The sequence below is a fragment of the Luteolibacter sp. genome (assembly GCF_039920825.1).
Classification (GTDB): Bacteria; Verrucomicrobiota; Verrucomicrobiia; order Verrucomicrobiales; family Akkermansiaceae; genus Luteolibacter.
Genome location: NZ_JBDSCX010000089.1, coordinates 12,684 through 35,744, shown reverse-complemented (window position 1 = coordinate 35,744; position 23,061 = coordinate 12,684). Strand labels below are relative to the sequence as shown.

27 protein-coding genes and 1 pseudogene are annotated in these 23,061 nt (G+C 59.0%); 18 read left to right on the top strand and 10 right to left on the bottom strand.

What is annotated here, in order from left to right:
* Positions 1-21: 21 nt before the first annotated feature.
* Both ABIQ96_RS25695 and lysA read right to left on the bottom strand, forming a co-directional pair.
* Positions 22-924, bottom strand: a complete 903-nt coding sequence (locus ABIQ96_RS25695) for a DMT family transporter (protein WP_348217524.1) — start codon at positions 922-924, stop codon at positions 22-24.
* On the bottom strand, positions 921-2,210 hold the full coding sequence (gene lysA / locus ABIQ96_RS25690; RefSeq protein WP_348217523.1) for a diaminopimelate decarboxylase: 1,290 nt from the start codon (positions 2,208-2,210) through the stop codon (positions 921-923). The genes ABIQ96_RS25695 and lysA overlap by 4 nt, the downstream gene beginning before the upstream one ends.
* Positions 2,211-2,435: 225 nt before the next feature.
* Between lysA and fdhD the strand changes: the two genes are divergently transcribed.
* Positions 2,436-3,203 carry a formate dehydrogenase accessory sulfurtransferase FdhD gene (gene fdhD, locus ABIQ96_RS25685; protein WP_348217522.1) on the top strand — a complete coding sequence of 256 codons (768 nt, stop codon included), beginning with the start codon at positions 2,436-2,438 and terminating at the stop codon, positions 3,201-3,203.
* 184 nt (positions 3,204-3,387) lie between these two features.
* Positions 3,388-4,497 carry a phosphopentomutase gene (locus ABIQ96_RS25680; RefSeq protein ID WP_348217521.1) on the top strand — a complete coding sequence of 370 codons (1,110 nt, stop codon included), beginning with the start codon at positions 3,388-3,390 and terminating at the stop codon, positions 4,495-4,497.
* 40 nt (positions 4,498-4,537) lie between these two features.
* Here ABIQ96_RS25680 and ABIQ96_RS25675 read toward each other — a convergent pair whose 3' ends face one another.
* From ABIQ96_RS25675 to ABIQ96_RS25660, 4 genes are all read right to left on the bottom strand, one after another.
* A complete protein-coding gene (locus tag ABIQ96_RS25675) occupies positions 4,538-4,789 on the bottom strand; it encodes a hypothetical protein (protein WP_348217520.1) in 252 nt (83 codons plus the stop codon).
* A complete protein-coding gene (locus tag ABIQ96_RS25670) occupies positions 4,758-4,967 on the bottom strand; it encodes a hypothetical protein (RefSeq protein WP_348217519.1) in 210 nt (69 codons plus the stop codon). Before ABIQ96_RS25670 ends, ABIQ96_RS25675 begins: the two co-directional genes overlap by 32 nt.
* A gap of 84 nt (positions 4,968-5,051) precedes the next feature.
* Positions 5,052-5,840, bottom strand: coding sequence for an SDR family oxidoreductase (locus ABIQ96_RS25665; protein WP_348217518.1), 789 nt, complete (start codon positions 5,838-5,840; stop codon positions 5,052-5,054).
* Positions 5,837-6,868: a galactitol-1-phosphate 5-dehydrogenase gene (locus tag ABIQ96_RS25660; protein WP_348217517.1), complete on the bottom strand. Its 1,032-nt coding sequence runs from the start codon at positions 6,866-6,868 to the stop codon at positions 5,837-5,839. Before ABIQ96_RS25660 ends, ABIQ96_RS25665 begins: the two co-directional genes overlap by 4 nt.
* Positions 6,869-6,955: 87 nt before the next feature.
* On the opposite strand from ABIQ96_RS25660, the gene ABIQ96_RS25655 reads away from it, so the two are divergent.
* From ABIQ96_RS25655 to ABIQ96_RS25640, 4 genes and pseudogenes are all read left to right on the top strand, one after another.
* Positions 6,956-7,471 carry a gluconokinase gene (locus tag ABIQ96_RS25655; protein ID WP_348217516.1) on the top strand — a complete coding sequence of 172 codons (516 nt, stop codon included), beginning with the start codon at positions 6,956-6,958 and terminating at the stop codon, positions 7,469-7,471.
* A 20-nt stretch (positions 7,472-7,491) separates the two neighbouring features.
* Positions 7,492-8,472: an ABC transporter ATP-binding protein gene (locus ABIQ96_RS25650; RefSeq protein WP_348217515.1), complete on the top strand. Its 981-nt coding sequence runs from the start codon at positions 7,492-7,494 to the stop codon at positions 8,470-8,472.
* A 21-nt stretch (positions 8,473-8,493) separates the two neighbouring features.
* Positions 8,494-8,862 (top strand): hypothetical protein, encoded by a 369-nt coding sequence (locus ABIQ96_RS25645; protein ID WP_348217514.1) that lies wholly within the window; start codon positions 8,494-8,496, stop codon positions 8,860-8,862.
* A gap of 123 nt (positions 8,863-8,985) precedes the next feature.
* A pseudogene (locus tag ABIQ96_RS25640) lies at positions 8,986-9,348 on the top strand (clan AA aspartic protease).
* A 4-nt stretch (positions 9,349-9,352) separates the two neighbouring features.
* Here ABIQ96_RS25640 and ABIQ96_RS25635 read toward each other — a convergent pair.
* Together ABIQ96_RS25635 and ABIQ96_RS25630 are read right to left on the bottom strand one after the other, a co-directional pair.
* Positions 9,353-10,057, bottom strand: a complete 705-nt coding sequence (locus tag ABIQ96_RS25635) for a Type 1 glutamine amidotransferase-like domain-containing protein (protein WP_348217513.1) — start codon at positions 10,055-10,057, stop codon at positions 9,353-9,355.
* Between the two features lie 25 nt (positions 10,058-10,082).
* Positions 10,083-10,379, bottom strand: a complete 297-nt coding sequence (locus ABIQ96_RS25630; RefSeq protein ID WP_348217512.1) for a KH domain-containing protein — start codon at positions 10,377-10,379, stop codon at positions 10,083-10,085.
* Positions 10,380-10,609: 230 nt separating this feature from the next.
* Here ABIQ96_RS25630 and leuB point away from each other — a divergent pair, with 230 nt between their 5' ends.
* The 3 genes from leuB (at position 10,610) to ABIQ96_RS25615 (ending at position 13,555) form a co-directional block, all read left to right on the top strand.
* Complete coding sequence (leuB, locus tag ABIQ96_RS25625; protein ID WP_348217511.1) at positions 10,610-11,713, top strand: 3-isopropylmalate dehydrogenase; 1,104 nt, start codon at positions 10,610-10,612, stop codon at positions 11,711-11,713.
* Between the two features lie 211 nt (positions 11,714-11,924).
* On the top strand, positions 11,925-13,061 hold the full coding sequence (locus ABIQ96_RS25620; protein ID WP_348217510.1) for a cellulase family glycosylhydrolase: 1,137 nt from the start codon (positions 11,925-11,927) through the stop codon (positions 13,059-13,061).
* A gap of 206 nt (positions 13,062-13,267) precedes the next feature.
* Positions 13,268-13,555, top strand: a complete 288-nt coding sequence (locus tag ABIQ96_RS25615) for a hypothetical protein (RefSeq protein ID WP_348217509.1) — start codon at positions 13,268-13,270, stop codon at positions 13,553-13,555.
* A 133-nt stretch (positions 13,556-13,688) separates the two neighbouring features.
* On the opposite strand, the gene ABIQ96_RS25610 is transcribed toward ABIQ96_RS25615, so the two are convergent.
* The gene (locus tag ABIQ96_RS25610) at positions 13,689-13,874 is read right to left on the bottom strand and encodes a hypothetical protein (RefSeq protein ID WP_348217508.1); all 186 of its coding nucleotides are present in this window, start codon (positions 13,872-13,874) and stop codon (positions 13,689-13,691) included.
* Positions 13,875-14,233: 359 nt separating this feature from the next.
* Here ABIQ96_RS25610 and ABIQ96_RS25605 point away from each other — a divergent pair, with 359 nt between their 5' ends.
* The 6 genes from ABIQ96_RS25605 (at position 14,234) to ABIQ96_RS25580 (ending at position 18,516) form a co-directional block, all read left to right on the top strand.
* Complete coding sequence (locus ABIQ96_RS25605; protein WP_348217507.1) at positions 14,234-14,755, top strand: hypothetical protein; 522 nt, start codon at positions 14,234-14,236, stop codon at positions 14,753-14,755.
* Between the two features lie 57 nt (positions 14,756-14,812).
* Positions 14,813-15,220 (top strand): DUF6157 family protein, encoded by a 408-nt coding sequence (locus tag ABIQ96_RS25600; RefSeq protein WP_348217506.1) that lies wholly within the window; start codon positions 14,813-14,815, stop codon positions 15,218-15,220.
* Positions 15,221-15,627: 407 nt separating this feature from the next.
* Entirely contained in the window at positions 15,628-15,978 is a 351-nt protein-coding gene (locus ABIQ96_RS25595) for a hypothetical protein (protein WP_348217505.1), read from the top strand.
* Positions 15,979-16,110: 132 nt separating this feature from the next.
* Entirely contained in the window at positions 16,111-16,878 is a 768-nt protein-coding gene (gene ccsA / locus ABIQ96_RS25590) for a cytochrome c biogenesis protein CcsA (protein ID WP_348217504.1), read from the top strand.
* A complete protein-coding gene (gene hemA, locus ABIQ96_RS25585; RefSeq protein WP_348217503.1) occupies positions 16,878-17,888 on the top strand; it encodes a glutamyl-tRNA reductase in 1,011 nt (336 codons plus the stop codon). The genes ccsA and hemA overlap by 1 nt, the downstream gene beginning before the upstream one ends.
* 148 nt (positions 17,889-18,036) lie before the next feature.
* On the top strand, positions 18,037-18,516 hold the full coding sequence (locus tag ABIQ96_RS25580) for a hypothetical protein (protein WP_348217502.1): 480 nt from the start codon (positions 18,037-18,039) through the stop codon (positions 18,514-18,516).
* Positions 18,517-18,766: 250 nt separating this feature from the next.
* Here the strand turns inward: ABIQ96_RS25580 and ABIQ96_RS25575 are convergent, their stop codons facing one another.
* Positions 18,767-19,336 (bottom strand): type VI secretion system tube protein Hcp, encoded by a 570-nt coding sequence (locus tag ABIQ96_RS25575; protein WP_348217501.1) that lies wholly within the window; start codon positions 19,334-19,336, stop codon positions 18,767-18,769.
* A gap of 205 nt (positions 19,337-19,541) precedes the next feature.
* Between ABIQ96_RS25575 and hemC the strand changes: the two genes are divergently transcribed.
* Genes hemC through ABIQ96_RS25560 form a run of 3 tightly spaced genes read left to right on the top strand, consistent with a single transcriptional unit; the run spans position 19,542 to position 22,815 of the window.
* Positions 19,542-20,543 (top strand): hydroxymethylbilane synthase, encoded by a 1,002-nt coding sequence (gene hemC, locus ABIQ96_RS25570; RefSeq protein WP_348217500.1) that lies wholly within the window; start codon positions 19,542-19,544, stop codon positions 20,541-20,543.
* Positions 20,540-22,057, top strand: coding sequence for a uroporphyrinogen-III C-methyltransferase (cobA, locus tag ABIQ96_RS25565; protein WP_348217499.1), 1,518 nt, complete (start codon positions 20,540-20,542; stop codon positions 22,055-22,057). The genes hemC and cobA overlap by 4 nt, the downstream gene beginning before the upstream one ends.
* Entirely contained in the window at positions 22,054-22,815 is a 762-nt protein-coding gene (locus ABIQ96_RS25560; RefSeq protein ID WP_348217498.1) for a DUF1080 domain-containing protein, read from the top strand. The genes cobA and ABIQ96_RS25560 overlap by 4 nt, the downstream gene beginning before the upstream one ends.
* Positions 22,816-23,061 lie beyond the last annotated feature (246 nt).

The window sequence follows — 23,061 nt, the reverse complement described above, 5'->3', positions numbered from 1 at the left end:
CCACAGAAGTGTGGTGCCTCCTTAGCCTTTGGATTTCACCCTTCGCAGGATCACGGGATGGAGAATGTTCGCCAGCAGGATCGCGGCCGTGCCGACAAAGAATCCGGGATGCAGTTGCCGGTGCTCGCCGAACAGGACCGCGGCGAGGAAAATGCCATAAATCGGCTCGAAGTTCAGTGCGAGATTCACGGTATAGGCGCTGAGCTGCCGCAGCAGGTGGATGTGGAATCCATGGGCAAAAACGGTGCAAACCCAGCCGAGGAGCAACAGCCACACCCAGTCGAGACCTTGCAAGTGGAGGAGTTTGCCGAAACCCGCCGGCCCCTCGAAAACGGCAAGTCCTAGCAGGCAGATCAGACACGCTCCGGTCATTTCCCAAGCAACCATCAACATCGGATCATGCCGCGCCTCGTTGACCTGCCAGCGGTTGAGCACAGGGAAAATTGCCGCCAGCAGCGCGCTCAGAAGCGCCACGCCGAGTCCGGCAAGGTGCCCGCGCTCGAATCCCGCGATCACGACGATGCCGAGCAAAACCAACAGCCCCAACGCCACTTCCAAAGGCCGCACCGGGCGTTTTTCCAACAGCGGCTCGGTGAACGCGGTGAAAAACGAAATCGTCGCCAGTCCGGCCAGACAGATGGAAATGTTAGCCAGTTTGATCGCTCCGAAAAAACACAGCCAGTGCAGCCCGACGATGGCACCGATCCCCAACAGCGAAGCCGCCTGCCTAACCGGCAGACGCAGACTTTTCCGCGAAACGACCGCCACACAGAACGCCGCTCCCAGGGATGCCAGAAACGTCCGCCAGACGACCAGATGGATCGCCGACAGCGAGATCAGATGCCCCAAGATCGCCGTCGTGGCGAGCAAGGCCACCAGCAGGTGCAACTGGACGTGAACCCGCCGCGGCGCTTCGGAACTCACAGTTCCCCGTCGATTAGATCATCCAGCGTCTGGCGCTTGCGAATGACCGTGGCGGTTTCTCCCTCCACGAGGATTTCCGCAGGCAGCGGGCGCGAGTTGTAGTTCGAGGCCATGGCGAAACCGTAGGCTCCGGCCGACATCAGCGCGACGTAATCTCCGGCGTGGAAATCCGGGAGATCGCGATCCTGACAGAAGAAGTCGCCGCTTTCGCAAATCGGGCCGACAACATCGACTTTGACGAGCTCTCTCGAGGACGGCTTGGCGAGTGGCACGATTTCGTGATGGCCTTCGTAAAGCGCCGGGCGGATGAGGTCGTTCATGCCGGCATCGACGATCTTGAAGGTCTTGGCAGAGCCTTTTTTCTCGTAGAGGCACTTCGTTAGAAGGACGCCGGCGTTGCCGACGATATAGCGGCCGGGTTCTAGCAGGATTTTCAACCCTAGGTTTTTCAGGCGGGGAAGGAGTTCCTTACCGTAGCGCTCGATGGTGAGCGGACGCTCGTCGATGGGCTGATTTTCCCACCAGCTGATTGAGCCGGATTCGAGCGAGTGCTTGTAAATGATGCCGATGCCGCCACCGATGGACCAGAACTCGATGCCGTATTTTTCCTTCAGCGAGGTGACGAGCGGGATGACTTTATCGACGGCCTCGATGAACGGCGCGATGGATGTAAGCTGCGAGCCGATGTGCATTTGCAGACCGCGGAGCTTGATGTTTTTCAGCTCCTTCGAAGCGCGCTCGTAGAGATCGGCGATGACGGTGAAATCGACGCCGAACTTGTTCTCGGACTTGCCGGTGGAAATGTATTTGTGGGTGTGCGCGTCCACGTTCGGGTTCACGCGGACGGCCGCCGGGGCGATCATCCCGAGTTCGCCGGCGACTTGGTCGAGGTAGCGGAGTTCTTCCTCGCTCTCGACGTTGAAGGAGTAAATGCCCTTTTCGAGCGCATAAACGATTTCGTCACGAGTCTTGCCGACACCGGCGAATGTGCAATGCGCCGGATCGCCACCCGCCTTGATGACGCGGAAAAGTTCGCCGCCGGAAACGATGTCGAAACCCGCGCCCTTGGTGGCGAGCAAACGGAGCACGGAGAGATTGGAATTCGCCTTCACCGCGTAGGCCACCTCGTGATCGACGCCATTCAGCGCGGCATCGAGGCGCGTGTAGTGGTCGATGATCGTGCCTGCGGAATAGACGTAGAGCGGGGTGCCGTGTTCGGCAGCCAAGGTGGAGAGATCGACGTCTTCGCAGAAAAGTGAGCCGTTTTTGTAGGAAAATCCGTGCATTGCGAGACGGAATTAGCGGCGAATCCACCGGTGGTAAAGAGAAGAACTTGAAGGATGAAGCGAAACGCGGAGACGCAGAGGCAGCGGAGGGAAGACGCTGAGATTCGGAATCTTCGCCAACAACCTCTACGCGCCTCTCTCTCCGACCTCCCCGCCTCCGCGTTTCGGTTTCACCACCCGAGAATGTTGAGTTGCTGAGTCCCCCGGAACTGGCACGCTGGAAAAATGGAAACCTCCCGCACGATTCCCCTCACCCGCCGCCACCCCGGCGGATCAGAGGAAACCCATGATCAAGTGGCGGTCGAAGAACCGTTGGAAATCCGGCTCGACGGGCATCCGGTCGCCGTCGTCATGCGGACGCCGGGCCACGACGAGGAACTGGCCACGGGATTTCTTGTCACGGAAGGGATCATTTCCAAAGTCTCTCAGTTGCGGAAAATCGAGCCGCGTCCGGAGGAAAACCGTGTGCTGTTGTTTCTCCAGGACGACGTCACCGTCGATCTATACAAACTCACCCGACACTTTTTCACCGGCTCCTCCTGCGGCCTCTGCGGCAAGGCGACGCTGGACGCGATCTTCACCGAATCGCCGCCCATCCATCCACGCGTCGAAATCTCCGATGCCGCATTTCTCGCGGCCCCCGAAAAACTCCGTTCCGCCCAAAGCACCTTCGACACCACCGGCGGCCTCCACGCCGCCGGACTGTTTTCAGAAACCGGCGAGCTCCTCGTCGTGCGCGAGGACATCGGCCGCCACAATGCCACGGACAAGGTCATCGGTCACGCCCTGCACCACGGCCTCGATCTGGAAAAATCCTTCCTGCTCGTCTCCGGCCGCGTCTCCTTCGAGATCATGCAGAAGGCCCTCGCCGCCCGCATCCCGGCCGTCGCCGGCATCTCCGCCCCCAGCTCCCTCGCCATCGATTTCGCCAGAGCCTCCGGCCAAACCCTCGTCGGTTTCCTCCGCCCGCCGACTTTCAACCGTTATGCGTGATGAGGAAAATTTTTAACCACGGATTTCGCGAATAACATGGATAAGAGAAGTATCCAAGAAATCGGAACCTTCATTCTAATTCTTCCATCCTCTTCATCCGTGAAATCCGCGGTTAAAAAGTCTTCCTTCCATCGCGGCCCACAATCCGCTGGAACCCTTATATTTCCGAAGCTAGAAGGAATCCATGAAACGCGCCTTGTGCATCGTCTTGGATTCCGTTGGCTGTGGTGACGCGCCGGATGCGGCGGACTATGGCGACGGTGGCGCGAATACTTTGGGACACTTGTATGGGAACATCCCCGGCTTTTCCCTCCCCCACCTTGAATCCCTGGGACTGGCCGATGTGCTCGCCCTTCCAGGGAAAGTTCAAACGCTGGAAAACGCCTCGTGGGCCCGGCTGACGGAAACCTCCGCGGGCAAGGACACGACGACCGGTCATTGGGAATTGATGGGCTGCGCGCTGGACGAAGCGTTCGCGACCTTCGAAGCATTTCCCGATGACCTCGTCGCGGAATTGGAAAAGCGCGGTGGCGTGGAGTTCATCGGGAATTGCGCGTCATCCGGAACGGAAATCCTTGTTCAGTTAGGCGGGGAACATCTCCTCACCGGAAAGCCCATTCTCTACACCAGCGCCGACAGCGTGCTCCAGATCGCGGCCCATGAGGAGGTGTTCGGACTGGAGCGCTTGTGGAAGCTTTGCAACACGGCGAGGGCGCTGCTGGACGAGCGCGGCATCCGGATCGGCCGGGTGATCGCGCGGCCGTTTCTCGGTTCCTCGGCGGCGGATTTCAAACGCACGGGAAACCGCCACGACTACTCGCTGATGCCGAGTGAGACGGTGCTGAACCGATTGCAGGCCGCGGGCGTGACGACGATCGGCGTGGGGAAAATTTCGGATATCTTCGCCGACTCGGGCATTTCCGAATCGCATCCCACGAAATCGAATACCGAAGGAATGGAAGTGATAGCCCGGCTGTGGGCGGAGAAACGGGAGGAACCGCATTTCATCTTCGCCAACCTCGTGGATTTCGATTCGCTCTACGGCCACCGCCGCGATCCGGAGGGCTACGCGCAATGCCTGCGCGAGTTCGATGAATGGCTGGGCGGCTTCATCGGCAAGGTGGAAGCGGACGACCTCGTGATCCTAACCGCCGATCACGGCAATGATCCCTATCACCCCGGAACCGATCACACCCGCGAGCAGGTGCCGGTTCTGGTTCTCGGAAAGAAGGTGGCGGATGGAAAATTTTCGGAGGTCGCGCAATGGATCGAAGCACATTTGATCATCGGCTAACAAAAATCCCGAAGGCGTGCGAAAATCTCCGACTCCCCGCTCAAATGCGCCGCTCGTATCCATCGTGTTTTCCAATGTAAAACCACACGATGGTTCCATCACTTTCAACACCAAGCGCCCGGTGGTCGCGATCCACCCGTGCCGACCAATAGGCTCCGGCCCGTTTGAAATGCAGCGATGGATGCCAATGGTCATCCTGCCACAGCCTGAACTGTTTGCGAGCCCGGCGGCGCACGTCAGGTTCCAATTCCGCAAACTGCTTACGAAATGTGGTGCTGGTCGAGGACTTCATTCAAAGGAACCGTTTTACCTTCCTTCTCCTCGCGCAGTGCTTCCTCCGCCAGATTCGCAAAACCGCCATCGCGCACCATGGCTTCAAAGCGATGGTCCACGGCGCGTGCGGCTTCTTCATCCACTTGGGCGGCCAAGGCCAGCAACTGGTCATCCGGTAGTTTTCGGACTTCCCGCATGATTTCAGCGATTTCCATACTGCTCATTTAACACTTCCTGCCTGCCCCCCGCAAGCGCACTTCCGCGACATCTGCGAGGTGCCATCATTTCTTCTTCGGCACCGCGCGGGTGGCTCCGGTGGAGATGCCGCCGTCGATGAGGAGGAGCTGGCCGGTCATGTAACGGCTTTCTTCGGAGGCGAGGAAAACGAGCGGGCCATCGAGATCGCCGGTTTGTCCGGGGCGTTTCAGCGGGATGCGGTCGCTGAGATATTCCACCCATTCCTTGTCCTCATACATCACCGCGTTCTGGGCGGTCTTGAACCATCCGGGTGCGAGGCAATTCACGGTGATACCATGCACTCCCCAATCGTCGGCGAGGCTCATCGTGAGTTGTTTGGTCCCGCCGCGGCTGGCGCAGTAGGGAGCGAGGCCTGCGTAACCGGCGACGGAAGTGACCGAGCCGATGTTGATGATGCGGCCGTATAGCGCCGGGATCATGAATTGCGCCGCCACCTGCTGGGCGACGAAGAATGTGCCGCGCAGGTTGGTGTCCATGACGAGGTTCCAATCGTCCCAGGTGATCTCCGTCGCAGGCTTGCGGACATTGCAGCCCGCGTTATTGACGAGGATGTCGATGCGCTCCACCTGCGATTTCATTTCACTAACGGCGGATTGGATGCTCTCGAACGAACCCACATCGAGAGCCACGGGAAAAAACTTCCGGCCTAACGCTTCCACCTGCGAGCGGATGCCATCGAGCGCCGCCAGATTCCGGCTGGTGCCGATGATGTCCGCGCCGGCTTCGGCGAGGGTCAGGGCAAAGCGTTCGCCAAGCCCGCGGCTGGCTCCGGTGACAAGGGCCGTGCGGCCCGATAGATCGAAGGATTTCATGGTTTCAAAATGACTTTGAGAAGACCTTCCGTGTTGTTGGCGAGCCGGGCGAACCATTCCGCGCCGTCTCCTAACGAAACGCTCGCGCTCATCAGCGGCTCGACCTGAATCGATCCATCTTCAATACGCCGGATCGCCTCGGGATACTCTCCGGCACACGCGCAGGAACCTTTCAAACTTATCTGGCGGGTGACGACTTCCTGCAGCGGCATGGGCACGCTTGGCTGGAGATTTCCCACTAACACCACGGTCCCGCCTTTGCACACGCTGCGAATCGCGAGGTCCACCGGAGCAGCGGCACCGACGACTTCAAAGGCCACTTGCGCGCCATCTCCGTCGCAGATCGAGCGGAGATGGGCTGCCAGATTTTCCTGTTTGGCGGAGAAGGTTTCGGATGCGCCGAGTTGCTTGGCGAGAGCGAGGCGGGATTCATCGAGATCCACGGCGATGACGGTTTTCCATCCGCGAGCCTTGAGCGCCTGGATGACTAACAAACCAATCAATCCTGCGCCGATCACGATGGCAGGCTCGTCGAAAGTTTCCGGCGCGAGATTCACCGCATGCAGCGCGATGGCGACAGGCTCGGCGAAAGCCGCTTTTTCAAAACTCAGCGAGTCCGGGAGGCGGTGGAGAATGCGGGTTGGTAAAACAACTTGTTCGGCGAAACATCCATGCCGCTGGTAATCGCCGCAGGAAACACCGAGCACTTTCCGATTCGCGCAGAGATTAAAATTCCCCCGCTGGCACTCCTCGCACTCGCCGCAAAATTCCGTGGAATCGAAGGTCACGCGGTCGCCGATTTTCCAATCTCTCACTCCCTCGCCCAGCGCTGAAATAATTCCCGCCGCCTCATGCCCCATCACGATCGGCGGGATGCGCCTGCCGCTGCGGCCGTCCATGCCGTGGATGTCGCTGCCGCAGATGCCGCAGGCTTTGACGTCAATCAACACTTCGCCGGGACCCGCTAACGGATCAGGGACTTCGGTGAAATCGAAGGTCGAGGGCGCGGTGAGCAGCAGGGCTTTCATTCGGGGCCAATTAGCAGGGTTTTCCCGAAGTCGGCAATCCCAACTTCGGATTTGAAATCAGCCGCCGGAATCCCGACGATCCGCCGCATGGAGAAACCGCGAGTCATCGTCGTCATGGGAGTCGCCGGATCGGGAAAATCCACGGTCGGCGCGCTGCTGGCATCAAGGAACGGCGGAAAGTTCTTCGACGCCGATGATTTTCATCCGCCCGCCAACGTCGCGAAAATGTCGGCAGGTCAGGCCTTGGACGATGCCGACCGCGCGCCATGGCTGGATCGGTTGCGAACCGAAGTGGTCGATGCCACTCCGCCTGATGCTTTGACCGTGCTGGCGTGCTCGGCCTTGAAACGGATGTATCGCGTAAACCTCGGCGTCGGCACACCCGGCGTGGTTTTGGCCTATCTCAAAGGAGACCCGGCAACTCTCGCAACTCGGCTCGCCGGACGCGCCGGTCATTTCATGAAGACCGGAATGTTAGAGAGCCAGCTCGCGACCTTGGAGCAACCGCTGCCCGACGAAGGCGTCACCGTGGAGATCGAATCCACGGCCGAAGACATCGTGGCATCGATCGAAGCGGCGCTGGGCTTGCGTTTTTCCCCGTAGCGACCAGACTCCGCCACGTCATGGCATTGCTCGACGTCCGGAACCTCACCACCCGCTTCCACACCCGCAACGGCGTCGTCCATGCGGTGGAAAACGTTTCCTTCTCCGTCGATCCCGGACAAACGCTCGGCATCGTCGGCGAATCGGGTTCGGGAAAATCCGTGACCTGCTATTCGCTGCTCGGATTGATCCCGCAGCCTCCCGGCCGGATTCATAGCGGGCAGGCGCTATTCGACGGCATAGATCTCCTCAAGGCATCGGAAAAGCAGCTTCGCAAAATCCGCGGCAAGCGCATCTCGATGATTTTCCAGGATCCGATGACATCGCTCAACCCGTTCATGAAAGTGAGCGCGCAACTGACCGAGCCGCTCGCGCTTCATGAAAACTGCCACGGCAAGGAAGCGCTTCACCGTGCCATCGACGCCCTCGCCGAAGTCGGCATCCCGGAGCCCGAGAAGCGCATCCACTCCTATCCCCACGAATTTTCCGGCGGCATGCGCCAGCGCGTGATGATCGCCATGGCCCTCATCACCCGACCCGAACTTCTCATCTGCGACGAACCCACCACCGCCCTCGATGTGACGGTGCAGAAGCAGGTGTTAGACCTCATTCGCGACCGCCAGAAAGAGCTCGGCACCGCCGTCATTTTCATCACCCACGATCTCGCCGTCGTCTCGGAAATGTGTGACCACATCAACGTGATGTATGCCGGGCGCATCGTCGAGAGCGCGCCGAAAGCCGAGCTGTTTCGCCACCCGCTGCACGCCTACACCCGGTCGTTGCTGAAATCCATCCCCGCCAGCCACCCCAAGGGCGAACTGCTCTACACAATCCCCGGCCTCCCACCCGATCTCTCTCGGCCGGTCCCGGGATGTTCTTTCCAACCCCGAAACCGTCTCGGAAAGCCGGAACTATGCCTAACGGATAAATCACCATCCCTCGATGAAATCGAGCCGCATCATTTCGCGCAGAATTGTCCGGGGTGTTTGGCGATGGTTTGATCATCGTCGCCCCTTGTTTCCATGTCCAACTCTCCGGAATACTCCACCAATTACCTGAGTGCGATCGCACTGGGCATCGGAGTGATTTCGAGTGCCGTTAGCTTGGAAACGATCCGCATGTGGCAGCAAGTGGCGGATTACCGCAACGGCGTGCCTCCTTCCGCCACTGAAGGATCCGTTGGATTTAGCCTCCAAATGCTCCCGTGGCTATTCACATTCGCTGCAATCATTATGGGGATTCTCGCCGCAACCATGCTGGCGGCATCGTTTGTGAAGCGGCATCTTCGTAGTCAGCCGCAGTCCGTTTTTCTCAATGCAAGCGCTGCTCTGTCGCTGGTTCCTACACTATATTTAGTGACCCGAATTGCGATGACATTCGCCCGCAGATAGCTCGAGCCGCCGTCGGATGATTTCGAGCGGAATGGTCCGGGATGTCCGGCTTTCACCTCATGATTCGAACCTTGTGAACCAAACGCATTTTGACCATGGTTCCGCGTTGATTTATCCTACTGCATGCTCACCCTCAAAAATCCACGTGATCCAGATTACCAACCTGTCGAAACACAGGCTTTGGCCGATACCGGTTCCGTATTTTTGATCATCCCCGAACACATCAGGCTTCAGTTGGGGTTGGAAGAGCTGACTCGGAAGGAAATCACTTTGGCAGATGGCTCGCGGCAGGTGGTTCCCTATGTCGGCCCGATAGAAACCCAATTCAAGAACCGCGTGGCCTTCGTCTGAGCAATTGTGATGGGCGATGAAGTTTTGCTGGGAGCGATCCCGATGGAAGACATGGACCTTGTCGTCATCCCCCAACAACGCCGGGCGAATGTTAATCCCTTGAATCCGAATTTCGCGACCGCACACGCGAAATAACGTTTTAGTCCTCCGAAACGCGAACGGAGGACGTTAAATTCAAAGTGGACGGTGATGAGCGGTTCGGAGCGACGACTTGTTCTCTGTTGTGAGTTGTATCAAGGATGACTTCGCCATCCGGAATTGCTCGATACGGAAGATCATTCTCACCGTAGTAGTCCACGACAGCCTCCATGCTTTCTGATTCAAAGTGGTCACATCTGTAGTGAGGCACAATATAGTAGTCAATGACGCCAAGTCCTTCCCATATTGTGGGGTGCTCATATCCGTTGGACTGAGCTTCCGGCTCATCAGCAAGATGAATGCCTCTCAATGAAGGGGAAAGAACACAAATACCGGCGCTGTAGCCTCCGTAGAGGAAATGCTCGTCGTCAACCTTGTCATGGATCAATTGGTCGAGTCCGCTGAGGTGCATAGCTTTACGTAGCAAGAAGGTGTTGCCTCCGAGCACCCACAACATGCCAGCCGTCGCGAGCTTCTCAGAAAGGATGCCTTGGTAAGCGAAATGGTCCCGGAGATCCAAAACCTCTGCAGGAATTCCGAGGTCAGCCAGCCGGCCAATCTCCCGCTCCATTCCAGACCTGAGACGCTCGGAATCATTCGAGAAATCAAGTGCGTTAGAAACTACCAGAGCAGTCTTGCCTCGTGCGAGGTGCGCGAGGTTGTGGCCTTGATCGCCGATAAGATACGATGAGAGGTAGAGATGCATTTTTCTCAGAGAACAAACGCGTTCCTCAATGCCCGTCACCCCGCGCCAGCAGTTCCGCCTCTTCCTCGTGCGAGTGAATCTGCAATGAAACCTGCACCCCTTCCCGCTCTGCCGCTGCTTTCAACACGCTGCGGATCGCCGAGGCGGTGAAGCCGTTGCGGCCGATGAGCATCGCAACGTCCTGCCTGGCGAGGACCAGCTTGAAACGCAGTTTCTTCGGCCCGAGTTCCGCCACCTTGAGCTGCGCCTGAGTGGGTTCGTCAATCAGATTGACGGCCACATATTGGAGGAAATTCTTCAAGCGATCGGTCACGGCCTGCATAGTAAACAAAGAATGATCCCTACCTGAGCACTCCGCAAGCCAAGGTTAACAAACGAAACGCAAAGGAGCAGAGGCAGCAGAGAGAAGCGCGGAGAAGAGTTTCTTGAACAAGCTCTGCGCCCCTCTCCGCGACCTCAGCGTGCTCCGCGTTTCGCTTGAATCCCCCCAAATCCGCCACCCCGCATTTTGCACACTTGCCACAAACCGGACCGCCCGCCATTTTCCCGCGCATGTCACGCAGCCACCGCATCACGATCCTCGCCGGAGACGGCATCGGCCCCGAAGTCATGGCCGAATCTCTTCGCCTTCTCGACGCCGTTGAGGCGAAATTCGGATTCACCGTTTCCCGCAGCGAGCACCTTGTCGGCGGTGCGGCCATCGATGCCACCGGCCACCCGCTTCCTCCGGAAACCGTCGCCGCCAGCGAGGCCGCGGACGCAATCCTCTTCGGCTCCGTCGGCGGACCGAAGTGGGAATCCCTGCCACCGGACATCCAGCCCGAGCGCGGCGCACTACTTCCGCTGCGCAAACACTTCGGACTCTTCGCCAACCTCCGCCCAGGCGTTTGTCTCCCCGCCCTCACCCACGCCTCACCGGTCAAACAGGAACTCATCGCCGACGGCTTCGACGTTCTCTGCGTACGCGAACTCACCGGCGGCGTCTATTTCGGCACGCCGAAAGGCCGCGAGGAGCGCAACGGCGAGCCCGTCGCCTTCGACACCATGGTTTACATGAAGAGCGAGATCGAGCGCATCGCCCGCGTCGCCTTCACCGCCGCCATGGGCCGGAAAAAGCAACTCCTCTCCGTGGACAAGGCCAACGTGCTCGCCTCCTCCGTGCTCTGGCGCGAGACCGTCGTGGAAATCGCGAAAGAGTTTCCCGAAGTCCAGCTCTCCCACATGTATGTGGACAACGCCGCCATGCAGCTCATCAAGCGTCCCGGCTCGTTCGATGTGTTAGTCACGGAAAACCTCTTCGGCGATATTCTATCCGATGAAATGGCGATGATCTCCGGCTCCCTCGGCATGCTGCCGTCCGCTTCGTTAGGAAAGCAACGCGAGGACGGCCTCTACTTCGGACTCTACGAACCGTCCGGCGGCTCCGCTCCCGACATCGCCGGCCAAGGCATCGCCAACCCGATCGCCCAGATCCTCTCGCTCGCCATGCTCCTGCGTTTCTCCCTCGGTGAAATCGAAGCCGCCGATGCGATCGAAGCCGCCGTAGCCAAGACCATCGCCGACGGCTTCCGCACCGGCGACATCGCCACCAGCCAACCCGGCGAGACCAAAGTCGGCACGTCCGGCATGGGTGACGCCGTGCTCGCGCGCCTCTGATAGACCGACGCATTCCAACAGAACAAACCACAAGCGGGGGCAGCAATGTCCCCGCTTTTTTCATGGGTAGCGTCGCTCGATGACCGCCGGTAACCACCCTCTTCCGCCGGAGGCTCTTTTTCTTCTCAGCTCACGGAAAATCCCGGATGATGCCGCGGTAGCGGATGAAAAATCGTTGAGCGATCGAATTCTCCGGTCCACCTTGCGACCCATGATCCTTCGCTCCATTTTCCGCCAGGGGTTTGCCCGTCCGTTGCTTGCCTGCTGGCTTGGTTGGTTGTGTTTTGGGGTGGTCAAATCCGCGGAAGTGATGGAGACGGTCCGTATTGGTCCCGATGGCTTGGGATTCGTCCTCACTGATTCCGGCAAGCCTTTCCGGATCTGGGGCGTGAACTACGATCGCGACGATTCCGCAGGAGGCGGCCGGCTTTTGGAGGACTATTGGGTCGAGGAATGGGAAACCGTCCGTCACGACTTCCAGGAGATCCGCGATCTTGGAGCCAACGTCGTGAGGATCCACCTGCAGCTCGGCAAATTCATGATCACTCCGGACCGGCCTAACACGGAAACCTTGTCGCAGTTGCACAAGCTGCTCGACCTCGCTGGAAACAACGGGCTCCGGCTCGATCTCACGGGACTCGGCTGTTATCACAGACAGGATGTGCCGCGCTGGTATGATGAGATGGACGAGGCGGCCCGCTGGGAAGTGCAGGCGCATTTCTGGCGGGCCGTGGCCATGACCTGTCGCGGGCACTCCGCCGTCTTCTGTTATGACCTGATGAACGAACCGGTCACCAGCGGCAAGCAGTCTGACGGCTGGCTGGCGGGTGAGCTGGGCGGCAGTTATTTCATCCAGCGCCTGACACTGCATCCGGACGGCCGGTCCGCGGTTGAGATCGTCGAGGCTTGGGTGAAGAAGCTGACCACGGCGATCCGTGCCGAGGATCCCGGGCATCTCATCACCGTCGGCGTGATTCCGTGGGCCATGACCTGGCCGGAAGCCAAGCCGGATTTCTACTCACCCGAAGCCGCCCGCCATCTCGACTTCACGAGCATCCATGTCTATCCGAAAGCTGGCGAGGTGGATAAAGCACTCAAAGCTCTTGAGGTTTACAAGATCGGCAAACCATTGCTAATCGAGGAAATGTTTCCGCTGAACTGCAGTGTGAAGGAGATGGATGAATTCGTTGGAAAATCCAGCAGCTCCGTCAGCGGGTGGATCGGGTTTTACTGGGGAAAAACCATTGGAGAATACCAAGCGGAAAAAGAGAGGAAACCCTCCGACACGCTGACATCCGGGTGGCTGGAATACTTTCGCGAACAAGCTCCCTCAAGGCGACGGCAGTGATCGCGGAAAAGTGATCGATTGATGAATGCGGATTGGTGATTTCTTATGGTTGCCCTCACCGCCGCCAGGGGCCGGAAAAATTGCGTATAGGCACGGTCCAGAGCGGTCCCGAAATTTCCCCACGCCGGAATCGCGCGTCACTTCTGGATTTCTCATCAAAAAGATGTAGAATGTGAGCCACGATGAAGAAGAGAACATCGAATACCATGGCGAAATCCACCTTCTGTTTCGCCCTGATGGCTGCGGCCGCGCACGCCGGTCCGCGTCATGTGCCGATCAGCTCGATTCCGCTCGCCGTTCCCAAACGGGCGAAAATCGTCCAGCCCGCCAAGACGAAAGTCTACGTCAACGCCACGACCAAGCCCGTCATTCCGGCAACGCCGAAAAAAAGCAAGCCCACCCCACCATCCGGCCAGTGGAAATTCACCCCCAGAGTCGAGGACCGGGGCAGGGAGGAAACCAACTATGGCTTCCTGCTGAAGCGTTCGTTCTAAGATCGATCCTCCAGGCTCGACGCCGTAGGCGCCCACCTCTGATAGACCAGCCGATTCCAACAGATCAAACAAGGAGCCGGGCCGTTCGTGTCCCCGTTTTTTGGATTACCGCCCCCGCCGGCACTTAAGCCATTCAGGAATCCCCCATGTGATAGAGAATATCCATTGCAGGGAGAACGAGGCCAAGTCCGAAAAGCGCGAGCAAAATGGCTTCACCGATAGCCAGCGAGAATGCCACCGACATGCAGGCCCGGCCCTTTTTCAGCGAAAGGATGAGAATCAAAACGGACGCTACGAGGGCCCCGATGGGAATCACCATTCCAAATCGTATTGCCCAGATCGCTGCCAGCGGAAGCTCCATATCGGACTCCACCCAATGATGCCTCGCAATCATTTCTGCCATCCAAACCGCCCAGCCAATCGGAATCTGCGCGAGAAGAAGAACTAGACCGGGTGCTGCAACTCTGAGTTGTTTCATAACAGGAGACACGGACCTTCCTTATCATCTCCATCTTGCCAAGCGAAGCACACAAATTCCTATTGCTCATCACAGGAGGATTCCAAAAACCAAGGAGCCGAATGCGTCCCCTCCGAATTTCAAAATCCCCTCGCCGCGTTTCTGCCCCTGTTATACGACTGGACAGTGGCCGAAATACGTGCTTCCCCTAACATACGTTTATGAACGACCGCTATTTGATTGTTGCGGCAGTGGTCGCGGTTTTCGCCGCCGTTGTCTGGTTCATGGACCCGTTTATTCTCTCGATGCTCGGTTTTATGGCGCTTTTCTGGATCGGAATTCCTGTTTCGCTTTTTGGCGTCGTTAGCTTGATCGTCGCTCGTCGCATCGGGAGTTCATTTCGTCCCGGACTGACCATTCTCTCGATTGTCACGGCGTTCGGCTGTTTTGTCGGACTTGCCATTCCCACCTGCCGTTTTGTTCAGCAGCGCGGAATCGCCGCTGCCAAGGAGTATCCGGCGCAAGTCGCGCCATTGCTTGAGGTTTATCGTCAGGCTCACGGCGCTTACCCAACCAGCCTCGACCAACTTCCCGCCAAGCCCGTTGTCCCGCGCTTTCTTCGCCGTTCCAACAGCTATCACTCGGACGGCGTCAGCTACTCCTTCAGTTTTGTATCGCAAGGTAGTATAATGGACAGCTGGGAATACTCCAGCGATCGAAAGACGTGGTATCATTCCACCTGAACTTCCAGCCGGACGAATCGCGTTGATGTCAGCCGGTTGTCGTTGGATTCTGCAGCCATGTCCTACACAAACACCTTCATCCGCGTGGCGCAGGACTCGAAGACCGCAGTGGCCGTCGTGCCGCCCGAGCGGGCGGCCGGGAAAACGGTGGCGGCATGGCAATACGAGTTGCTGGCAGCGCATCCCTATCAACTGACGGAGCGGGAACTGTATTTCCGGGTGCACTGCGGGCGGAAGGAAATTTCAGCGCGAGAGGCCAAGGCACAGCGGAAGGAGATCCTGATGGAGATTTTCGCGAAGCCCCAGGCGTGCCTGCGGGCGTCGCCGCTGCCGAAGAGCTACGGCTGGGGCGTGCATTATGACGCGGAGGGACGCATCGGATTGGTGGGGGTGGAGTCGGAGGAATACCGGAAACTGAGCGAAAGCGGACTGAAGCAGGTCTACGCGATGCGCTCGAAGCGGTGATTGGCGGGGTGGCACGCCCAAGGTAAATCGATGCGCATCCAAGGCAGGCCGATACGCGTCCAAGGTGGACCGGTGCGCGTCCAAGGTGGACCGGTGCGCGTCCAAGGCTGGCCGGTACACGTCCAAGGCAAAACGGTACACATCCAAGGTAGGCCGATGGTCGCAAGTCCAAATAAAAAAGGGGATTTGGAAACTTCCCAAATAGGCTGCTAAATCCCCTCGCCGCATTTTCACCCCTGTTATACGACTGGACCGTGCAAAAAAACATCCTGCGAGGTTGACCTCCATAAATATACCACCGCCACCTAACGTGCATCGCAGCGAACGGTGGCGAGCCATCGCGGTTGCAATCGGCACGTCTAGTGGCCGGTTACTGAGCTTGGAACGTTAGCCTCACCACGCACACCATGAAATCACTCGCCATCCTTCTCACCGCCTTCGGCATCGTGTTCGCAGGCCTCCAATGGTGGCAGATTGTTTATCGATTACGGCTTTTCTACGGAGACTACGGCGGGGAGCGATACGCCAACCACATCGGCGACGGGATCTTCACAATGATCCATGTCGTCAACGTTGCGCTGCTATTCGCCGGAGCATTCTCCGCATGGGCGTTCTGGCGAGAGCCGGGAGCATGGCGTCGGTTGGTCTTCAGCATCGCAGCCGCCAACGCGATCGCCTGGCTGACATTCATCTACCTGCACGCGACGGGAGTGCTGGTCGAATACGACGAGTTTTTCCGGCACTGGAAAGGATTGTGATGAGAGCCCTGCCGACCAACGTGACGGTCTCACATTAAATAGAGGTGCGCGGGGACGAGACGTCCCCGCCCCTTAACCTGATGAGCAGGACTTGATGCTTGCGCGGGGGGCGCGGGGACTCCATGGATGGGCATGGACCGCTGGTTTCTCATCGCTTCCACCCTGCTCGCCACCATTGGAGGCGTGTGGGGCATGATTTCGGTGCACCGCGGGCATCGGAGCCATTGGACGGTGATGTGGATGACGGCGACTTTTCTTTGCCAGATCGGGTTTCTGGCGGCTCGCGGCGAAATGCGGGCGGCGTGCCCGTTGATGGACCGGGGCGAAATTTTGACGTTTCTGGCCTGGTCGCTGACGTTGTTTTACCTGCTGATCGGCCCTGCATATCGGATTTCGCTGCTCGGGGTGTTCACCGCGCCGGTGGTGGTGATTTTTCAAGGAATGGCGCTGATTCCGGGGACGCTGACGGCGCATCCGATCAAACTGGCAGGCGGAAATCCGTGGCATGAAACGCACTCGGCGATGTCGGTGCTGGCTTACGGCGCGCTGGCGCTGGCAGCGGTGGCCGGGGTGATGTTCCTGGTTTTGGACAAGCAGTTGAAGGATCATCATTTGAAAAGCGGGCTGTTCCGCAACCTGCCTCCGGTGCGGGAATTGCTCGTTTCGCTGGAGCGGCTGCTGTGGCTGGGTGGAGTTTTGCTGACGGTCGGGATCGTGGCGGGATTTCTCATGCCGCGGACGCAATCGGCGTGGGGCCATCTGATCGCGGCGGTCGCGGTGTGGCTGGGGTACGGAGTGCTGCTGGCGGTGAAGCAGGTGCGCGGGTTGACGGGTCGGCGGCTTTCGCTGTCGGCGGTGGGGTTGTTTGTGCTGTCACTGGTGGTTTTCGCGTTCGTCTGATGGAACTTCTCTGCCTCGGCCTCAATCACCGCACCGCCCCCGTGGAAGTGCGGGAGCGCTTCGCCGTGGGCACACCGAAGCTCGGCGAGGCGTCCACCGAACTCGCCGAACTCGCCGAAGCAGCGGAAGCCGTCGTCATTTCCACCTGCAATCGGACCGAATTCTACCTCGCCGCCGAAGACGCCCGCGCCGCCTTTGAAAAAATCGAGACGCGCCTCGCCGAGAAGATCCAAGTGGACTCCAGCGTGTCCGCCCATTTCTATCGAAAGGAGAAAGCGGACGCCGCGCGCCACCTCTGCCGGGTCGTTAGCGGGCTCGACTCGATGATGCTCGGTGAAACGGAAATTTTCGGCCAAGTCAAACAGGCCTATCAATCGGCACTGGACGCGGGCGCGACTGGAATCGTCCTGAACAAGCTTTTCCAACGGGCGTTCGGCGTCGGTAAGAAAGTCCGGACGGAAACCTCGATTCAGGAAGGCTCCACCTCAGTCGGAAACGTGGCGGTGGATTTGGCGGAGAAAATTTTCGGCCACTTGAAGAACAGCGAGGTGATGATTCTGGGAGCCGGGGAGATGAGCCGGATCACCGCGCAGAGTCTGGTGTCGCGCGGGGCGAAGTCGATTTTCGTGACGAACCGCTCGTTTGACCGAGCGCAGGAATTGGCCACGGAAATGGGTGGCAGCGCGGTGCGTTTCGACGACTGGCAAAGCGTCCTCTCACGAGTGGATGTGGTGATTTCCTCGACTGGCGCACCCCACACAATCATCCAGCGGGCTGACGTGGAAAAGGCCCGCCGGGCGCGGAAATACCGGCCGCTGTTCTTCATCGATATCGCCGTGCCGCGCGACATCGACCCGGCGGTGGGCGAAATCGAGGAAGTCTATCTTTACGACATCGACACGCTGGAGCAGTTGGCCGACGAGGCCCGCACCCGCCGCCAGCTCCAGATCGAGCAATGCGAGCGGATCATCGACCACGAGCTGGGGAAGCTGCAACTACCGGGGACCTGAGCGCTGCCAGGCAAAGATCTGAGAATTTGGCAGCCTTCCATTTTTCTGGCGGCGATGAAAAGCGACGGATAGGTTCCTAATGTTATAAGGATGACCGTAAAAACCAACGTTCGCTGAATATGAAATTGCTCCCCACTCTCTTTCCTTCGTGCTCGTCACTTTTCTTCACACAGCCTCAGCAGCTGAGGTCGCGCCATTGCCAGCCGCCGCACAAAAGCTCCAGCGTGACTACGTCAAATCCATCGAAGACGCCGACGCCCCGATCCGGGATCGCTACGTCGCGGCGCTGACCAAACTCTACGATCTGGCAATGAGCTCGGGGAAACCGGATGAAGCTCTCGCTCTAAAGCGGGAAATCAACCTCCAGCAGGCTCAACCATTGTTAGGTCGCTGGAACGACGCGGAAGGGGGCGGAGTTTTGGACATCCGGCGCGACGGCAGCTTGGGCCACTCCAATGGATCCACGGGTCATTGGGAATTGAAGGGCGAGGTCATCTGCCTTTTCTGGGACAACGGTTGGAAGCATGAAATTCCCTTGGCCAAACCCGGTGCCATCCTCCGCGGCAAGATCCTCAATCCGTCAGGCGAGACCAAATCGTTTTCAGAAACCCGTCCTCACGAAAAATAGAAAAAAAGAAACCGGCAGAAATCGAAGCGGGGGGACTTTCGATTTTTGTCGGCCTTTTCGGAACCCGGGGGGAGGTTCGGCTTCTCTCGGGGGGAAAGAGAAGTGGTGTTTCGCTTTAGGCTTCCGTGGGGGGAGCGGTTGCTCGCAGCGACGTGAATAGAGATATCCCATTTTCGGCCATAACGATAGTCCGTGATCGCGGAGACGTGATCGCGGAACGAGGAGAAACTGAATCCGCTGAAGCAGTGAGTCAGAAAGGCGTGTTGGATTTCAAATCGAAGCCCTTGGTGATGGTCCCCGTCGGCGCTCCGGCTTCATTATAGGTGGTGTAAATCCATTGGATTTTTTGGAACCCCAGAGACAGTTGCTCGGACAGCTCTCCGCCCTTGCCGCTCTGGCCCGCCGCTGCCACACGGGTCACCGATACATTCGTGAGCACGATTTTGAAAAAGTCCTGCACCCCTGCTGAATTGATCCGGGCCGTCGTAAGGGTGGCGGTTGGCGTAATTTTGCCGGTCACACAGTAGATGGACAAAAGGGGCGAGGCCTTATCCACGTTTTTGGTGACTGTCACTTCGTAAAACTGCGGTTTTCCCACTCCGCCTCCGGTTTGGACCGCAGGCAATTCGACTCCCGAGCCGAAGCTGATCACTTCGATCTGGTTCTTGTGGCCGACGGTTGTCGCCTCGCCCTTGATGTCGCCCAGTTCCAAAAAGGATTGCAGGGTCGTGGCTTGCGCCCTTGCTTCCGTGGGATGGAACAGAAGCGCGGAAAAACAGGCGATGCCGATGGTGGCCGCCGTGCGTAGGATCGAGTTCATGGCTTGGTAGTTTCTACAGGATCTGGCGATGTTCCACCGGCCAGTTCAGTGGCGTTGGGGGCGATGACGTCCACGCGTCCCAACGATCCGCGCAGCGAACAATCAACAGCGGACGGATCTCCGTTTCAAGCACGGAAGAGCGGATCTTCCCGCCGGACGCGGCCGCTTCGCAAGCTTGGGCTTGCACACAAGGGCATCCGTGACCATGGAAAGAGGTCTCCGCGACATGACTCCCGACGAATCCGAAATGACCGACGAATCCCCCGCCCCGATTCTCGTCGGCACCCGTGGCAGCGAACTGGCCCTCGTGCAGGCGACCGCCACCGAGTCCGCCCTGGCCGCGGCGTTTCCCGAGCGGAAATTTGTGCGCAAGGTCATCACCACCACCGGCGACCGGCGGACCGATGTCTCGCTCGCCGATGTGGCGAAAGCGGAAGGAACTTTCGACAAGGGCGTTTTCATCAAGGAAATCGAGGAAGCGCTGGATGCCGGTGAAATCGACATCGCGGTGCACAGTCTGAAAGACTTGCCGACGGTGCTTGAAGACCGGTTCACTCTAGCAGCCGTGCTGGAACGGGCTCCGGTGCGCGATGTCCTTGTGATGCGCGAGCCGGGCGGGCTGGCGGCGTTGCCGGTGGGTGCCAAGGTCGGCACCAGCAGCGTTCGTCGTGCGAAACAAATCGAATGGCTGCGGCCCGACGTGACGGTGATCGACCTCCGCGGCAACGTGCCGACCCGCCTCCGCAAGCTGGCCGAGGGTGAAACTTACGACGCCATCCTGCTCGCCGAAGCCGGACTCGTTAGACTCGATTTCATCCCGCAAAATCCTATCGGAAACGCCGCGGAGGAAGTGAATTGCATTCCCGGGATTTTCGTTACCCGGCTGGAGGAAAGCGAATTTTTCCCCGCCGCCGGACAAGGAGCGATCGGCCTCGAAGTCCGCGCGGGCGATGCGCCGAGCCGCGTGTTCGCCGAAACCATCGGCCATCGCGACACCTGGCTGCGGATCACCGCCGAACGCGAATTCCTCCGCCTGCTAGACGGTGGCTGCCACACGCCGGTTGGTGTCTATTCATCAATCTCCGATGGAGAAATCCACCTCAAGGCCCGCGTTTTTCCCGAAGCGGGCGGCACGCCGAAATCCGGCGAAGCCCGCGGCACCGATCCCATTTCAATCGCACTCGAACTTTTCAACTCCCTTTCATGAGCACTTCCGGAACCTGTTATCTCGTCGGCGCCGGCCCCGGCGATCTCGGCCTTGTCACCCTGCGCGCCAAGGAATGCATCGAGTTCGCCGATGTGTTGGTCTACGACGCGTTGAGCAGCCCCGAGCTTCTGAACTGGACCAAGGCGGGCTGTGAGAAAATCTACGTCGGCAAGCGCGCGAAGGATCACTCCGTTCCACAGGATCAGATCAACGACATCATCGTCGAGAAGACCAAGGCCGGAAAAAATGTCGTTAGACTCAAGGGCGGCGACCCGATGATCTTCGGCCGAGGCGGCGAGGAAGCCGCGGAACTCGCGGAAGCGGGCGTCACTTTCGAAATCGTTCCCGGCATCAGCTCGACCATCGCCGGCCCGGCTTACGCCGGCATTCCTGTGACCCACCGCGATCACAATACACAGCTCACCATTTTCACCGGGCATGAGGATCCGACGAAGGGTTTCAGCTCCGTCGATTACGCCCAACTCGCCAAAGCTCCGGGCACCAAGGTTTTCGTCATGGGCGTCGCCCGTCTGCGGGAAATCACCAGCGCCTTCATCGAGAACGGAGCTGCGGCGGACACACCGATCGCCCTCACCCGCTGGGCCACCACCGGCTCACAAAAAACGATCGAAGGCACTCTATCAGACATCGCCGACATCGCGGACCGGGTGAATTTCACCTCCCCTGCCGTCGCCGTAATCGGCGACGTGGTGAAGGAGCGCAAGAAGATCAATTGGTTTGAAAAGCGGCCGTTGTTCGGCAAACGCATCGTCGTCACCCGCACCCGCGAGCAGGCCGGAGAACTCAGCAAGGCGCTGCGCGACCTCGGCGCGGATGTCATCGAGTTGCCGACCATCCGCATCGAGCCGCCGGAAGATCAGCGCGAGTTTGTCGAGCTGGTCACCCACGCGCACGAATACGACTGGCTCGTTTTCACCAGCCCTAACGGCGTCGAGCGATTCTTCGATGCGTTCTTCATCGCCTTCGCCGACGCCCGCAGTTTGGGAAATCCGAGGATCGCGGCGATCGGCAACGGCACCGCGCAGAAGATCCGCGAGTATCGTTTCGCCGTGGATCTCATCCCCGAGCGCTTCGTCGCGGAAGGACTGATCGATGCCTTCAAAAAGGAAGACATCGAAAATCTAACGATACTGTGGGTCAAGGCCGCCGAGACCCGCGACGTCATCGGTGAAGGACTCACGAAGCTCGGCGCGATCGTTGATAACTGCATCACCTACCGCACCGTCCCCGAAACGGAGGATCCCACCGGCGCGCGCGCCCGGCTTGAGGAGGAAGGAGCGGACATGATCACCTTCACGTCGAGCTCCACGGTGGATCATTTTTTCGACCTCGGCATCGATTGGCCCGATGGCTGCGTGGCGGCGAGCATCGGTCCCGTCACCAGCGAGACACTCCGGAAAAAAGGCATGAAGCCCGCTTTCGAAGCTCCGCAACACGACATTCCCGGACTAACAGCAGCCATCGTCAGACATTTCAACAAAAAATCCAAATGAAAACCACCCGCCGGATCCTCCTGACCGCCCTCGTTCTAACAGCTCATGTTCCGGCAGCAGTCGGAGACAAACCCATCGATGGCGCGGAGATCGTTTTCGACGGTTCGCGCGAGATGCTCGACAGCAAGTGGACGTATTGGGAAGGCCCGGCGTTCGCTTCGTCGCTGCCAATCAAGTGGAAGATCGTCGCGGACCCGGTGGACAAGGGCACCGTGTTAATGTCGGACGATCCGGTCGCGGCGGGCCGTCAATACGGCAGCGCCGACATCGTCACGAAAAAGACCTATCGGGATTTCCGGCTGCACATCGAATTCGTCATCATGAAGGCTGGCGGAAACAGCGGCGTCTATCTGCAGAACCGTTTTGAAATCCAGGTGCTCGATGGCGACAGGACCAAGCACGGCATGGCCGCAGTGATCAACGAAGCTGAAGGCCCCTACGAGGCTTACAAGGGCCTCGGCCAGTGGAACAGTTACGACATCGTCTTCCGCGCCGCCCGTTTCACGGAAGGCAAACTCACCGAACAACCGATGCTGACGATGTATTTCAACGGCATCAAGGCCCACACCAACCAATCCATCGCCCAAGTCTGGGGTGGTGCGAAATCCGGGATCGACGGCGGCAACGACGAAGGCAAAGGACTCACCGACGTTCCCGGCGGCCTGAAACTCCAGTGCGAAGGCCACGACGTCCGCTTTCGCAATATTTGGATCAAGGAGCTGCAACTCGCCAAGCCGGACACCGACTTCAAGGAATAGAATCCGACTCAAACTCCGCCGACGGCGGAAACTTTGGACTGCGGTGAAAGCCGGTAGGCGCCTCACCGCTTTGAGAGGCAGGCTGGCTTAACCGAAAACCGTCCAAGCCAGGAAAAAATTCCCGCGTTCACGCCTTTTCCCCGAAGTATCCGATGCAAAACGACGGCCGGGCGCTCTCTCAAAGCGGTGATTCTCACCGCAGTCCAAAGGGACTGCGGAATTTCCCGCTTGCGGGTTGTCGGCGGC

Excerpts from the sequence above, each read along its gene's own strand:
- lysA (WP_348217523.1), bottom strand. The coding sequence starts at position 2,210 with ATGCACGGATTTTCCTACAAAAACGGCTCACTTTTCTGCGAAGACGTC.
- fdhD (WP_348217522.1), top strand. The coding sequence starts at position 2,436 with ATGGAAACCTCCCGCACGATTCCCCTCACCCGCCGCCACCCCGGCGGA.
- ABIQ96_RS25680 (WP_348217521.1), top strand. The coding sequence starts at position 3,388 with ATGAAACGCGCCTTGTGCATCGTCTTGGATTCCGTTGGCTGTGGTGAC.
- ABIQ96_RS25675 (WP_348217520.1), bottom strand. The coding sequence starts at position 4,789 with ATGAAGTCCTCGACCAGCACCACATTTCGTAAGCAGTTTGCGGAATTG.
- ABIQ96_RS25670 (WP_348217519.1), bottom strand. The coding sequence starts at position 4,967 with ATGCGGGAAGTCCGAAAACTACCGGATGACCAGTTGCTGGCCTTGGCC.
- ABIQ96_RS25665 (WP_348217518.1), bottom strand. The coding sequence starts at position 5,840 with ATGAAATCCTTCGATCTATCGGGCCGCACGGCCCTTGTCACCGGAGCC.
- ABIQ96_RS25660 (WP_348217517.1), bottom strand. The coding sequence starts at position 6,868 with ATGAAAGCCCTGCTGCTCACCGCGCCCTCGACCTTCGATTTCACCGAA.
- ABIQ96_RS25655 (WP_348217516.1), top strand. The coding sequence starts at position 6,956 with ATGGAGAAACCGCGAGTCATCGTCGTCATGGGAGTCGCCGGATCGGGA.
- ABIQ96_RS25650 (WP_348217515.1), top strand. The coding sequence starts at position 7,492 with ATGGCATTGCTCGACGTCCGGAACCTCACCACCCGCTTCCACACCCGC.
- ABIQ96_RS25645 (WP_348217514.1), top strand. The coding sequence starts at position 8,494 with ATGTCCAACTCTCCGGAATACTCCACCAATTACCTGAGTGCGATCGCA.
- ABIQ96_RS25635 (WP_348217513.1), bottom strand. The coding sequence starts at position 10,057 with ATGCATCTCTACCTCTCATCGTATCTTATCGGCGATCAAGGCCACAAC.
- ABIQ96_RS25630 (WP_348217512.1), bottom strand. The coding sequence starts at position 10,379 with ATGCAGGCCGTGACCGATCGCTTGAAGAATTTCCTCCAATATGTGGCC.
- leuB (WP_348217511.1), top strand. The coding sequence starts at position 10,610 with ATGTCACGCAGCCACCGCATCACGATCCTCGCCGGAGACGGCATCGGC.
- ABIQ96_RS25620 (WP_348217510.1), top strand. The coding sequence starts at position 11,925 with ATGATCCTTCGCTCCATTTTCCGCCAGGGGTTTGCCCGTCCGTTGCTT.
- ABIQ96_RS25615 (WP_348217509.1), top strand. The coding sequence starts at position 13,268 with ATGGCGAAATCCACCTTCTGTTTCGCCCTGATGGCTGCGGCCGCGCAC.
- ABIQ96_RS25610 (WP_348217508.1), bottom strand. The coding sequence starts at position 13,874 with ATGGTGATTCCCATCGGGGCCCTCGTAGCGTCCGTTTTGATTCTCATC.
- ABIQ96_RS25605 (WP_348217507.1), top strand. The coding sequence starts at position 14,234 with ATGAACGACCGCTATTTGATTGTTGCGGCAGTGGTCGCGGTTTTCGCC.
- ABIQ96_RS25600 (WP_348217506.1), top strand. The coding sequence starts at position 14,813 with ATGTCCTACACAAACACCTTCATCCGCGTGGCGCAGGACTCGAAGACC.
- ABIQ96_RS25595 (WP_348217505.1), top strand. The coding sequence starts at position 15,628 with ATGAAATCACTCGCCATCCTTCTCACCGCCTTCGGCATCGTGTTCGCA.
- ccsA (WP_348217504.1), top strand. The coding sequence starts at position 16,111 with ATGGACCGCTGGTTTCTCATCGCTTCCACCCTGCTCGCCACCATTGGA.
- hemA (WP_348217503.1), top strand. The coding sequence starts at position 16,878 with ATGGAACTTCTCTGCCTCGGCCTCAATCACCGCACCGCCCCCGTGGAA.
- ABIQ96_RS25575 (WP_348217501.1), bottom strand. The coding sequence starts at position 19,336 with ATGAACTCGATCCTACGCACGGCGGCCACCATCGGCATCGCCTGTTTT.
- hemC (WP_348217500.1), top strand. The coding sequence starts at position 19,542 with ATGGAAAGAGGTCTCCGCGACATGACTCCCGACGAATCCGAAATGACC.
- cobA (WP_348217499.1), top strand. The coding sequence starts at position 20,540 with ATGAGCACTTCCGGAACCTGTTATCTCGTCGGCGCCGGCCCCGGCGAT.
- ABIQ96_RS25560 (WP_348217498.1), top strand. The coding sequence starts at position 22,054 with ATGAAAACCACCCGCCGGATCCTCCTGACCGCCCTCGTTCTAACAGCT.